The following is a 12,444-nucleotide window of genomic DNA, read 5'->3' as shown; positions in this document are numbered from 1 at the left end:
CCGAGACGGTTCTTGCGGGATCCGCTCTCCAACCACCCACCACAGGGTGTGTCGTTGGTCACCGTCACGGCCCGACTCCCGGGCCACTGGACCGAAGGACCACCATGGCAGCACATGCGCCCCGGATCGAGCGCCGCTCGATCGATGCCATCCCGGCCGCCGAGCGGCAGGGCACCCCCGCCAACCAGTTCACGCTGTGGCTGGGCGCCAACCTGCAGATCACCGCCGTCGTCGACGGCGCCCTGGCCGTCGTCTTCGGCGCCCACGCCCTGTGGGCGATCGTGGGGCTGCTCCTGGGCAACGTGCTCGGGGGCGCCGTGATGGCGCTGCACTCCGCGCAGGGCCCACGACTGGGACTGCCCCAGATGATCTCCAGCCGCGCCCAGTTCGGCGTCTTCGGCGCCGTCGTCCCCCTGGTCCTGGTGATCGTGATGTACCTCGGCTTCACCGCGACCGGGACCGTGCTCTCGGGGCAGGCGATCAACGCGTTCCTCGGCGTGGACGCGCCCGCGGTCGGGATCTGCCTGTTCATCGCGCTGGTCGCGGTGATCGCGATCGTGGGCCACGACCTGATCCACTCCGTGGGCCGGGTCGCCTCGGTCCTCGGCATCATCGGCTTCGGCTACCTCGCCGTCCGCCTGTTCACCCAGCACGACGTCGGCGCGGCCTTCGCCCACCCCACCTTCGACTTCGCCACGTTCCTGCTGGCGGTCTCCCTCGGCGCGGGATGGCAGCTGACCTACGGACCCTACGTCGCCGACTACTCGCGCTACCTGCCCGCCGACACCCCGCCCCGGCACACGTTCTGGGGCACCTTCGCCGGCAGCGTGCTCGGCTCGCAGGTGTCGATGACCTTCGGTGCCGTCGTGGCCGCGGTCGCCGGGGACGCGTTCCTCTCCGGCCAGGTGGCGTGGCTGGGCGACCTCGCCGGCCCGGCTGCCGTGGCGGCCCTGATCTACCTGCTGATCGTGGTGGGCAAGCTGACGGTCACCTGCCTCAACGCCTACGGCAGCTTCATGTGCGCCGCCACCTCCGTCACGGCCTTCACCGGTCAGCGCCGGATGGGACAGGGGGCCCGTGCGGCCTTCATCGTGGTGATGCTGCTGGCGTCGATGGCGATCGCGCTGTGGGCCAGCGCGGACTTCCTGAGCAACTTCAAGAACTTCGTGCTGCTGCTGCTGATGGTCTTCACCCCGTGGAGCGCGATCAACCTCACCGACTACTACCTGGTGTCGAAGGAGAAGGTGGACCTCCCGGCGCTCTACGACCCCGAGGGGCGCTACGGCCGCTGGAACGCCGCGGCGCTGGTGACCTACGCGGTCGGCATCGTGGTGCAGGTGCCCTTCCTGGCCCAGACCCTCTACACCGGTCCGGTGACCAAGGCGCTCGGGGGCGCGGACATCTCCTGGCTGGTCGGGCTGGCCGTGCCGGCGCTCGTCTACTACGTGTGGGCGGGCCGGCAGCACCGGGCGCCGGAGCAGATGATCGGCTTCCCCGAGGTGGCGGCGCTCGACGGCGCGGACGGCACGGCGGAGCCCGCCGGCTCCCGGTGAGGCTCAGACGGTGACGTTGAGCGCCTCGAAGATCTCCAGCGTGGCCCGCGAGCGGTTCAGCGTGTAGAAGTGCAGGCCGGGAGCGCCACCCGCCAGCAGCTCCTCGCACAGCTCGACCGCGATCTTGACCCCCTCGTTCCGGACCGCGGCCGGGTCGCCGTCGTGGGCGGCGATCCGGCCGACGACCGACGCCGGCACGTCGGCGCCGATCAGCTCGCCCTGCCGGCGGATCGCGCTGAGGTTCAGGATCGGCATGATCCCGGGCAGGATCGGGAGGTCGACGCCACGGGCGCGCACCCGCTCGACCAGGCCGAAGTAGTCCTCCGCGCGGAAGAACATCTGGGTGACCGCGAACTCCGCCCCGGCGCGGGCCTTGGCGGCGAGCACGTCGGCGTCGGCGTCCAGGGACGCGGCCGTGGGGTGCCCCTCGGGGAAGGCCGCCACCCCGATGCGGAAGTCGCCGCGCGAGCGGGCGAGCTCGACCAGCTCGGTGGCGTAGGTCAGTCCCCCCGTGGTCGGGGTCCACGGCGCCCGTGGCCCGTCGCTCGGGTCCCCGCGCAGCGCCATCACGTGGTGGACACCGGCCTCGGCGTACCGGTCGAGGATGGTCTCGAGCTCGGCGCGGGTGTGGCCGACGCAGGTGAGGTGGGCCATCGGCGTGAGCGAGGTCTCGCGCGCGATGCGACCCGTGATCCGGACCGTGGAGTCGCGCGTCGACCCGCCCGCGCCGTAGGTGACCGAGACGAACGTCGGCCGGTAGGGCTCGAGGTCGCTGATCGCGCGCCAGAGCTGCTCCTCCCCCGCGGCGTCCTTCGGCGGGAAGAACTCGAAGGAGAACGAGCGCTCCCCGCCCCCGATCAGGTCGGCCATGCTGCGCCCGCGTCCGCTCTCCATGGGGCGAAGTCTAGGTTCGCCGCGAGCTCTGGACCGGCGATGTCCAAGTCCGAGCGCCGGTCCACCTGCCGGTCCGGGCCGGTGCCGCACCCTCTAGTGTCGTCGCCGTGACGAGCAGCGGGTGCGACAGCGGCTGGGACAGCGCCGGGTTCCGCGACCGGGTCCAGGCCGCGCTGACGGCGTTCCTCGACGAGCAGGCCGAGCGGCTCGCGCCGCTCGGGCCGGACGCCGCCCGTCTCGTCGACGAGGCCCGCGCCTCGGTCTCAGGGGGCAAGCGCTTCCGCGCGGCGTTCTGCTACTGGGGCCACCTCGCCGTCGACCCCGGCGCCGTCGAGCGCCCCGAGGACGAGGCCGCGCTGGTGCGGGCCTGCGCGTCGCTGGAGCTGCTGCACGCGAGCGCGCTCGTCCACGACGACCTGATGGACGCCTCCGACACCCGGCGCGGCCGCCCGGCGACGCACCGGCAGTTCGAGTCCGCCCACCGGCAGGCGGGCTGGCGCGGCGACCACGAGCAGTACGGCGCGGCCGCGGCGATCCTGCTCGGCGACCTGCTGCTCACGTGGGCCGACGAGCTGCTGCGCCACTGCGGGCTGCCGGCCGCCCGGGTCGCTCCGGCGCTCGACGTCTTCGACCACTGCCGCTCGGAGGTGATCGCCGGGCAGTTCCTCGACGTGTCCGTGCAGGCGCGCGGCGCCGCGGACGTCGACGCGGCGATGACCGTGCTGCGCTACAAGTCGGCGAAGTACTCCATCGAGCGCCCGCTCCACATCGGGGCCGCGCTGGCGGGCGCGGGGACGCGCACGATGGCCGAGCTCACGGCCTTCGGGCTGCCGCTGGGCGAGGCGTTCCAGCTGCGCGACGACCTCCTGGGGGTCTTCGGCGACCCCGCCACGACCGGGAAGCCGGCCGGCGACGACCTGATCGAGGGCAAGCGCACGGTGCTGGTCGCCCTGGCGCTGGACGCGGCCGACTCGGAGGACGCCCGGCTGCTGCACGAGTCGCTCGGCACCGACCTGGCCCCCGACGAGGTCGACCGGTTGCGGCAGGTGATCGACGGGTCCGGGGCGCACGCCCAGGTCGAGGGCGTGATCGCCGAGCTCGCCGGCCGCGCGGTCGCGGCCCTGGAGCGGGCCGAGCTGGACCGTCGCGCGTGCGGCGTGCTGCGCGAGCTCGCCTCGGCCGCCACCGACCGCGCGGTCTGAATCGCCGTCCGAGCCGCGGTCCGAGCCGTCAGAACGCCATCGCCTGGGCCCGGCGCTTGACCTCCGACCCGCGGTTCTCCCGCAGCGCGTCGATCGGGCGGCCCGGCAGGTCGAGGTCGGAGAAGATCCACGCGATGCACTCGCGGTCGTCGTAGCGGCCGTCGTGCAGCACGGTGAGCAGGCCCGGCAGGCCCTTGACGACGAGTCCGTCCTGGACGAACAGGGCCGGGACCTGCTGGCCGGCGCCCGGTGAGGGCACCGCGGCGGCAAGCTCGTGGTCGCGGATCATCGTGCGCACCTTGCCCACGGTGACCCCGAGCCGACGGGCGGTCTCCGCCCAGTCGATCCACTCCTCCACCAGCGCGGCGAGGTCGGCGTCGGCGAGTCTCGGTTCGGTCATGGCACCACTCTCCCACCTGCCCCGGGGCCCACGCGAAACCGGCTCCGGGGAGCGCCACCCATGACCACAGGAGTCACCTGGGTCCCTTGAGCACCAGCGCCGGGGTCACGTACGGTCGAGCGACGTCCCCCGGCGTCCCCACCGGGCCGCTCGGGACCCGGGTGCCGCGCGGGACGCCGAAGGGAGAGCCTCCATGGCCTCGACCACCCCCCGACCCCGGACGTCTCGTCACCCCGACTCAGGCCTGAGCCCACGCCTGAGCCCGCGAGCCCTCGTGCGCCCGGTGCCGGCCGTCGCCGGCCTGTTCGCCCTGTTCGCCGGCCTGCTCGCGACCACGGTGCTGGCCGTCCCGGCGGCGGTCGCCGACGAGGCCGGGCCCTCCGGGCGCAGGATCGTGGAGCACCGGGTGCGCCCCGGCGAGACGGTGACCGGCCTGGCCGTCCGCTACCACGCCTGGACCGCCGAGCTCGTCGCCCGCAACCACCTCGGTGCGGGCGCCGCGATCCGGGTCGGGCAGCGCCTGGAGATCCCGGTGGTGCTCGCCGCGGTCCCCCACACCGGCCACCACCCCGGTCACCACACCGGTCACCGCACCGGCCACTCCGCCGCTCCCGCTCGGCCCGCCGTACGCCGGGCCGTGGCCCGCACCGCCGCCCGCCACGGCGTGGACCCCCAGCTGGCACTGGCCGTGGCGTGGCAGGAGTCCGGCTGGCGGATGGACCGGCGCTCGGGGGCCGGAGCGATCGGCACCATGCAGGTGCTGCCGGCCACCGGACGCTGGATGTCGCAGTACGCCGACCACCGGCTGCGACTGCACCGGCTCGCCGACAACGCCACCGCGGGCGTCCGACTGCTGCGCGTGCTCGACGAGCAGACCCGCACGCGGCGACGCGCCGTCGCGGCCTACTACCAGGGCCTCGGGGCGGTGCGGCAGCACGGCCTCTACGACGAGACCCGGCACTACGTCGACAACGTGCTCGCGATCCGGCACCGCCTCGAGCAGGGCCGGCCCCCGGCCTGAGCGAGCGCCGACCCGGCGTCCGAACGCCACGCCGGGGGCGCTCCCACCGCCGCCGCCGGGGCCGGCGTCCGTACCATGGGGCCACCGGATCCTTCCCCGTCCGGCCGCAGGAGGGTCGTCGTGCAGCCACGCCAGCAGACGGGTCGGCATGCCCCCACGGGTGCCGACGGCGCCGCCGGCGACCCCATGATCGGCCGACTCCTCGACCGGCGCTACCGCATCCTCGGCCGGATCGCCCGCGGCGGCATGGCCAGCGTCTACGAGGCCACCGACATCCGGCTCGACCGCACCGTCGCGGTGAAGGTCATGCACGCCGGCCTCGGCGACGACGGCGAGTTCGCCGACCGGTTCGTCCGGGAGGCACGCGCCGCGGCCCGGCTCTCCCACCCCAACGTCGTGGCGGTCTACGACCAGGGCGAGGAGGACGGCACCGTCTACCTCGCGATGGAGCTGGTCTCGGGCCACACGCTGCGCGATGTCATCCGCAAGGAGAGCCCGATGGCGCCGGCGAAGGCGCTGGCGCTGCTGGACCCCGTGCTCTCGGCGCTGGCCGCCGCGCACCGGGCCGGCCTGATCCACCGCGACGTGAAGCCCGAGAACGTGCTCATCGCCACCGAGCCCGGGACCGGCGCCAGCCGGATCAAGGTCGCCGACTTCGGCCTGGCCAAGGCGGTCAGCGCCGACACCCAGCACACCGCCACCTCGGGCGTGCTGATCGGCACGGTCTCCTACCTCGCCCCCGAGCTGGTCGTCGACGGCCGGGCCGACCCGCGCGCCGACGTCTACGCCGCCGGGGTGGTGCTCTACGAGCTGCTCACCGGCAACAAGCCCCATGAGGGCGAGTCGCCCATCCAGGTCGCCTACAAGCACGTGCACGAGGACGTCCCCCCGCCGTCGCGCAGCGTGCCGGGGATCCCGGCGTACGTCGACGCCCTGGTCGCCCGCGCGACCGCGCGCCAGCGGGAGCTGCGCCCCGCCGACGCGAGGGTGCTGCTGCACCAGGTCCACCGGGTGAGCCACGCCCTCGCCGACGGCGTGCGGGACGACCCCGAGCTCACCGCCGACCTCGCCCCGCTGCTGCTGCGCGCCGGCGACGTGGAAGGCGACGGGGAAGGCGACGGGGAGGCCGGCACCGCCGACGGTCCCGGCCGGCACGACACCGCGCCCGACCCCTTCGACGACGCGGAGCTGGCCGGCCTGCTGGCCCCGGCCCGTCCCTCGGCCCCCGGCCCCGACGGCGGGGAGGAGCGGACCAGCCTGATCCCGCGCTCCCACGCGGCTCCGCCGGCCCTACCCGCTGCGTCGACCCGCCCCCCGTCCACCGCGGGCGGCGGCCGCCGTCCGCGGCGACGCCGGGGTCCGCTGCTGCTCGCGCTCCTCCTGGTGCTCGCGGTCGCCGCCGGTGCCGGCGCCTGGTGGTTCGGGTGGGCCCGCTACACCTCCACACCGGGGGTGATCGGGCTGACCCGGCCGGCCGCCCTGGACCGGCTCCGCGCCGCCGGCCTCGACCCCCGGCTCGACGACCCGGCGTACTCCGAGACCGTGCCGGCCGGGCACGTGATCGACACCGACCCGAACGCCGGCTCGCGGGTGCTCGACGGCGGCACCGTGAGCGTGGTGATCTCGCTGGGCAAGGAGAGGTACGACGTCCCGAAGCTCAAGGGCCAGACCCTCGACCAGGCGAAGGCCGCGCTGGAGGCCACCCACCTGTCCTTCGCCCGCGAGGTCGACCGGTTCTCCGAGACCGTGCCCGAGGGGATCGTGCTCGGCAGCAGTCCGAAGGCCGGCACGACCGAACGGCCCGGCACCGCGGTCACGCTGTTCGTGAGCAAGGGCAGGAAGCCGATCCACCTGCGGGACTGGACCGGCAAGGACGCCGACAAGGCGCAGGCCGCCCTCGAGGGCAAGGGGCTGGTGGTCGATCGCAGCTCCGAGGAGTACTCCGACAGCTACGACCGGGGCGAGGTGATCTCCCAGGAGCCGCCGGGCGGCACCGTCTACCGCGGGGACACGGTGCGCCTGGTCGTGTCCAAGGGGCCCGAGCTGGTCCGCGTCCCCGACGGGATCCGGGCGTCCGGCGTGGACGCCGCCACCGCCGAGCTGGAGGCGCTCGGCTTCAAGGTGGTCGTGGACAACTCCGCGGAGTACCTCGGCCTCGGCTACGTCCTCAAGCTCTCCCCCGGGTCCGGCGAGATGGTGCCCAAGGGGTCCACCATCACGCTCTACCTGATCTAGACCTGATCCGGATCTGATCCAGACCTGATCCGGCCGCCGGTCCGGCCCGCCCGGCGACCGTCCCCCGGCGCCGGCCACCTAGCCTTCTGTCATGCCCTGCGACCCCGCCACGGACGACGCTGTCCGGAACCCGATCGGCACCCACGTCCTGGTGGGGAAGGGCCTGACCGACGGCGCCCTGGCCAACGCCGACCTGCTGCGCTGCGAGACCATCCAGCTGTTCGTGGGCAACCCCCGCGGCTGGGCGCTCTCGGCCGGCAGGCCCGCCGACGACCGGCGCTTCCGCGCCGAGATCGAGCGGCGCGGGATGCGGGCGTTCATCCACTCCCCCTACCTGGTGAACCTCGGCTCGCCGACCGCCTCGACCTACGAGCGCTCGGTCGCGGCCGTCGCCCACAACCTGCGCCGCGCCGCCGAGATCGGCGCCGAGGGCGTGGTCGTGCACACCGGCTCCTACGTCGACTCCGCGACCGACACCGCCGAGCAGGAGGCCCGCCACGCGGCCGCGCTGCGGCAGGTGCGCGAGGGCCTCCTGCCGCTGCTGGAGGTCGTCGCCGGCGACGCGGCCCCGTGGCTGCTGCTCGAGCCGACCGCGGGCCAGGGCCGGTCGCTGTGCGCCGGCGTGGACGACCTCGCGGGCTACCTCGACGCCCTCGACCACCACCCGAAGGCCGGGATCTGCCTCGACACCTGCCACGTCTTCGCCGCCGGCGCCCCGCTCGACGAGCCCGGCGGCGCGACCGCGACCGTGGACCGGATCGTCGAGATCGGCGGCCCCGGTCGGCTCCGCCTGGTGCACGCCAACGACTCGATGGACGTCCGCGGCGCCTTCAAGGACCGCCACCAGCTCATCGGCCAGGGCCACATCGGCACCGCCGCGTTCACCGAGCTGTTCGCCCATCCCGCGACGCAGGGGGTGCCGTTCGTGCTCGAGACCCCAGGCTCGCGGGGTGCGGACAACGTGGACATCCCGCTGCTCAAGCGGCTGCGGGCGCAGGCGCGCGCAGGGCTCCGGGCGGCGAGCACGTGACCGAGGCACGTCGTACGACCCTGCTGGCGACCGGGAGCCTGCTCGCGGTCACCGCGATGTGGGGCTCGACGTTCTTCCTCATCCACGACCTGCTGGAGCGGATGCCGACGCTGGACTTCCTCGCGGTCCGCTTCGCGATCGCCAGCGTCGCGCTCTTCCTCGTCGCCCCCCGAGCGGTCGGCCGACTCTCCCCCTCCGCCCGTCGCTCGGCGCTCGCGCTCGGCCTGCTGTACGGCGTGGCGCAGATCCTCCAGACGGCGGGGCTCGCGCACACCGCGGCCAGCGTGTCCGGCTTCATCACCGGCATGTACGTCGTGCTCACGCCGGTCCTTGCCGCCGCCCTGCTGCGCACCCGCATCACGGCGGGCACCTGGGGCGCGGTGCTGCTGGCGACCGCCGGGCTCGGGGTGCTGACCCTCGACGGGCTCTCGATCGGGTACGGCGAGGCGCTGACGCTGGTCTCCGCGCTGCTCTACGCGCTGCACATCGTCGGGCTGGGTGCCTGGTCCACCCCGCACGAGGCGCTCGGCATGTCGATCCTGCAGCTGGTCGTGATCACGCTGGTGTGCCTGGTGGCGACCCTGCCGGACGGGATCGTGCTCCCGCAGAGCGGCGCGGACTGGCTCTCGGTGATCTACATGGCGCTGTTCGCCGGGGCGCTCGCGCTGGTCGCGCAGACCTGGGCGCAGGCCCACCTGCCGCCCACGCGCAGCGCGATCATCATGAGCATGGAGCCGGTCTTCGCGGCGTTCTTCGCGGTGCTGGCCGGCGGGGAGTCGCTCACGGTGCGGATGCTGGTCGGCGGCGCCATGGTGCTCACCGCGATGCTCGTCGTCGAGCTGGTCCCGCGCCGCCGGGTCGAGGCCGAGGTGCAGCACCTCACGGTCTGATCACGATCCGGTTCCACATCCCGGTCGTCACCGCGCGGCCGCGGCCGGGTCACCTACCGTCGTGACGTCGTTCCCGGACCCCGACGGCGTGGTCCCCCTGCTGCGAAGAGGAACCGTCATGGTCGTCGTGATGGCCCCCGGGGCCACGCCCGAGGACGTGGCCCGGGTGGTGGCCCGGGTCGAGGCGGCCGGCGGCGAGACCTTCGTGTCCACCGGGGTCAGCCGCACGATCATCGGTCTGGTCGGCGACGTCGACGCCTTCTGGCAGCTGGATCTGCGCGCGCTGCCCGGGGTCGCCGCCGTGCACCGCATCTCCGACCCCTACAAGCTGGTGAGCCGCCAGCACCACCCCGAGCGATCCACCGTCTGGGTGGGCTCGGGTGAGCGCCGGGTGCCGCTGGGGCCCGGCCGGTTCACGCTGATCGCCGGGCCGTGCGCGGTCGAGTCGGCCGAGCAGGCGCTCGAGGCCGCGCACATCGCGCGCTCGGCGGGGGCCTCGCTGCTGCGCGCGGGCGCGTGGAAGCAGCGGACCTCGCCGTACGCCTTCCCAGGGCTCGGCGTGACCGGCCTGGAGATCCTCGCCCGCGCGGGCGAGGCGACCGGGATGCCGGTGGTGACCGAGGTCGTCGACCCCCGCGACGTGCCGGTCGCCGCCGAGCACGCGGACATGCTGCAGGTCGGCTCCGCCAGCATGGCCAGCGTCGGGCTGCTGCAGGCGGTCGCCGAGACCGGGCGGCCGGTGCTCCTCGAGCGCGGCCACACCGCGACCGTCGAGGAGTGGCTGATGGCCGCCGAGCACATCGCCCAGCGCGGGAACCTCGACATCGTGCTCTGCGAGCGCGGCATCCGCACCTTTGAGCCGACCACCCGCACCACCCCCGACCTGGTCGCGGTGCCGGTTGCGCAGGCCGCCAGCCACCTCCCCGTGGTGGTGGACCCCTCGCACGCCGCCGGCCGGCGCGACCTGGTGGTGCCGCTGGCGCGGGCCGCGATCGCGGTGGGCGCCGACGGGGTCGCCGTCGACGTGCACCCGCACCCCGAGGACGCGCTGTGCCACGGCCCGCAGGCGCTGCACGGCGCGGAGCTGCGCGAGCTCGCCCGGGCGGTGCGCCGGCTGCCCGCCGCGCTGGGCCGCCAGGACACGCCCGCGGCGTACCCCCGCTCCTGACCCGCCTCCGGCCCGGGCCCGCTCGACCGGGGCCCGCTCAGGCGGGAGCCGCGCTCACCAGCGGGCCGGCGACGAGAACGGGTCCGAGCCGGGTGGGAGTGCGTTGTACATCCGCAGCGACGCCCGCTGCTCGGTGCCGTCCGGGCCGCCACGGAAGAACGACAGCACCGTCACCGAGGCCGGCGAGAGCTCCATCCGGAACACCGCCTCGAGCGGCGCCTCGACGGCGTGGGCGACCAGGGTCTTGATCGGCGTCACGTGGCTGACCACCACGATCGTGCGGCCGGGGTGGTGGTCGAGCAGCCGCTGCAGGCCGGCGAGGACGCGCTTCTCGACCACCCGGAACGACTCGCCCCCGCTCGGCGCGACGTCGAGCGAGCCGAGCCAGCTGTCGAGCTCCTCCGGGTGCCGGGCCGCCACCTCGTCGAAGGTGAGGCCGTCCCAGGCCCCGAACTCCATCTCGGCGAAGCCGTGCTCGACGTCGACGGCGTGCCCCAGCGCCTCGGCGAGGATGTCCGCGGACTCGCGGGTGCGCCGCACCGGCGAGGACACGACCCCGTCCACCCGGTCCGCGATCGGCGAGAGCCACTCGGCGACGGCCCGCACCTGGGCGCGCCCGTCGTCGCTCAGGCCCGGGTCGGCGCTGGCCAGGCCCCCGGAGAACCGCTTCTCCACGGTGTGGTCGGTGACGCCGTGCCGGACGAGAACCAGCGTCGTGGGCTCACCCGCCGGGGCCGACCAGCCGCGCGCGGGCGCGGCGACGTGCTCGGGGGTCTCCTCGGGGCTCTCGAGCTCCTCGATGAGCGAGTCCGCGTCGGGGTTGCTCCCGAGCACGGTCACGCCGTGCCGGGTGCCGTCCAGCGCCTCGTTGGCCAACCGGTCGGCGTAGCTGTTCTGCTCCCGCGGCACCCAGGTGTAGGTCGTGCCGAACGGCGCGAGCCGGCTCGCCTCCATGGCCAGCGGCTTCATGTCGGGGTGCTTGATCTTCCAGCGGCCCGACATCTGCTCGACCACCAGCTTGGAGTCCATCCGGACCTCGACCTCGGCCTCGGGCGCGTAGGCCCCGGCGAGCCGGAGCCCGGCGACCAGCCCGGAGTACTCCGCCACGTTGTTGGTGGCCCGCCCGATGGTGGTGCCCTCCTCGGCGATCACCGCGCCGGTCTCGGCGTCCCGCAGGACCGCGCCGTACGCCGCGGGGCCGGGGTTGCCGCGCGAGCCGCCGTCGGCCTCGACGATGACCGCGCGGTAGGTCACGCCGGCCTCGCTCACAACCCGGACTCGGCGGTGCGCACCAGGATCCGGGAGCACTCCTCGCAGCGCACCACCTCGTCGGTCGCGGCGCCCTTGATCCGGGCCAGCTCGGAGGCGTCGATGCTGAGCTGGCAACCGGTGCAGCGGCGCTGGTGCAGGGCGGCGGCACCGATGCCGGCCTTCTGCGCGCGCAGCTTCTCGTAGAGCGCCGCCAGGTCCTCGGGCAGGCCCTCGGCCGCGGCCGCGCGCTCGACCGCCACCTGCGCGAGGGTGGTGTCGATCTCGGCGAGCTTCTCGTCCCGGGCGACCGCGAGCGCGGCGAGCCGCTGGTCGGCGGACGCGACCTGCTCGGTGAACGCCGCCAGGTCCTTCTGGGCGTCCTCGAGCCGCGCCATGACCTCCAGCTCGTCGTCCTCGAGCGAGGTGATCCGGCGCTCGAGGGAGGCGAGCTCGTGCTGCATCCGCTCGAGGTCCTTGGGGTTGGTGATCGCCCCGGAGTCCATCCGGTCCCGGTCGCGGACGCGGCGCGCGCGCACCTGCTCCACGTCGGCGTCGACGCGGCGCTGCTCGGCGCCGAGGTCGTCGGCCACGATCCGTGCGTCCCGGGCCCGGTTCTCCAGGGCCGTCCGGTCCGCCTGCAGCGCGGCGATCTCGGCCAGCTCGGGCAGGTTCTTCCGCTGGTGGCGCAGCTGGTCGGCGCGCAGGTCGAGCGCCTGGACGTCCAGCAGCTTCAGCTGGGCGTGGGGGTCGGCTTTCAGCGTGATCTCCTCGGTCGTGGCCGGTCGTGGCCGGTCGTGTGG

General features: G+C 74.5%; 11 protein-coding genes. 7 read left to right on the top strand and 4 right to left on the bottom strand.

The annotated features are described in order from the left end of the window. The first annotated feature begins 104 nt into the window (after positions 1-104). The gene (locus BJZ21_RS07690) at positions 105-1,553 is read left to right on the top strand and encodes a purine-cytosine permease family protein (protein WP_179663199.1); all 1,449 of its coding nucleotides are present in this window, start codon (positions 105-107) and stop codon (positions 1,551-1,553) included. 3 nt (positions 1,554-1,556) lie between these two features. On the opposite strand, the gene metF is transcribed toward BJZ21_RS07690, so the two are convergent. Continuing rightward, entirely contained in the window at positions 1,557-2,447 is an 891-nt protein-coding gene (gene metF, locus BJZ21_RS07685) for a methylenetetrahydrofolate reductase [NAD(P)H] (RefSeq protein ID WP_179663198.1), read from the bottom strand. Between the two features lie 107 nt (positions 2,448-2,554). On the opposite strand from metF, the gene BJZ21_RS07680 reads away from it, so the two are divergent. Further along, positions 2,555-3,649, top strand: coding sequence for a polyprenyl synthetase family protein (locus BJZ21_RS07680; RefSeq protein WP_179663197.1), 1,095 nt, complete (start codon positions 2,555-2,557; stop codon positions 3,647-3,649). 28 nt (positions 3,650-3,677) lie between these two features. Here the strand turns inward: BJZ21_RS07680 and BJZ21_RS07675 are convergent, their stop codons facing one another. Further along, a complete protein-coding gene (locus tag BJZ21_RS07675; RefSeq protein WP_179663196.1) occupies positions 3,678-4,049 on the bottom strand; it encodes an Rv2175c family DNA-binding protein in 372 nt (123 codons plus the stop codon). A 283-nt stretch (positions 4,050-4,332) separates the two neighbouring features. Here BJZ21_RS07675 and BJZ21_RS07670 point away from each other — a divergent pair, with 283 nt between their 5' ends. The 5 genes from BJZ21_RS07670 (at position 4,333) to aroF (ending at position 10,393) form a co-directional block, all read left to right on the top strand. Next, positions 4,333-5,070 carry a transglycosylase SLT domain-containing protein gene (locus BJZ21_RS07670; RefSeq protein WP_179663195.1) on the top strand — a complete coding sequence of 246 codons (738 nt, stop codon included), beginning with the start codon at positions 4,333-4,335 and terminating at the stop codon, positions 5,068-5,070. 120 nt (positions 5,071-5,190) lie between these two features. Continuing rightward, positions 5,191-7,305: a PASTA domain-containing protein gene (locus BJZ21_RS07665; RefSeq protein ID WP_343052019.1), complete on the top strand. Its 2,115-nt coding sequence runs from the start codon at positions 5,191-5,193 to the stop codon at positions 7,303-7,305. Between the two features lie 91 nt (positions 7,306-7,396). Beyond that, a complete protein-coding gene (locus BJZ21_RS07660) occupies positions 7,397-8,335 on the top strand; it encodes a deoxyribonuclease IV (RefSeq protein WP_179663193.1) in 939 nt (312 codons plus the stop codon). Continuing rightward, positions 8,332-9,225, top strand: coding sequence for an EamA family transporter (locus BJZ21_RS07655; RefSeq protein ID WP_179663192.1), 894 nt, complete (start codon positions 8,332-8,334; stop codon positions 9,223-9,225). The genes BJZ21_RS07660 and BJZ21_RS07655 overlap by 4 nt, the downstream gene beginning before the upstream one ends. Before the next feature lie 61 nt (positions 9,226-9,286). Continuing rightward, positions 9,287-10,393, top strand: coding sequence for a 3-deoxy-7-phosphoheptulonate synthase (gene aroF, locus BJZ21_RS07650; protein WP_343052018.1), 1,107 nt, complete (start codon positions 9,287-9,289; stop codon positions 10,391-10,393). 54 nt (positions 10,394-10,447) lie between these two features. Here aroF and BJZ21_RS07645 read toward each other — a convergent pair whose 3' ends face one another. Both BJZ21_RS07645 and BJZ21_RS07640 read right to left on the bottom strand, forming a co-directional pair. Next, entirely contained in the window at positions 10,448-11,662 is a 1,215-nt protein-coding gene (locus BJZ21_RS07645; RefSeq protein WP_343052017.1) for a bifunctional RNase H/acid phosphatase, read from the bottom strand. Further along, positions 11,659-12,369 carry a zinc ribbon domain-containing protein gene (locus BJZ21_RS07640; RefSeq protein WP_425490535.1) on the bottom strand — a complete coding sequence of 237 codons (711 nt, stop codon included), beginning with the start codon at positions 12,367-12,369 and terminating at the stop codon, positions 11,659-11,661. Before BJZ21_RS07640 ends, BJZ21_RS07645 begins: the two co-directional genes overlap by 4 nt. Positions 12,370-12,444 lie beyond the last annotated feature (75 nt).

Origin of the sequence: Nocardioides panaciterrulae, assembly GCF_013409645.1 — a bacterium.
Classification (GTDB): domain Bacteria; phylum Actinomycetota; class Actinomycetes; order Propionibacteriales; family Nocardioidaceae; genus Nocardioides; species Nocardioides panaciterrulae.
This window is presented reverse-complemented; position numbering and strand designations above follow the sequence as displayed.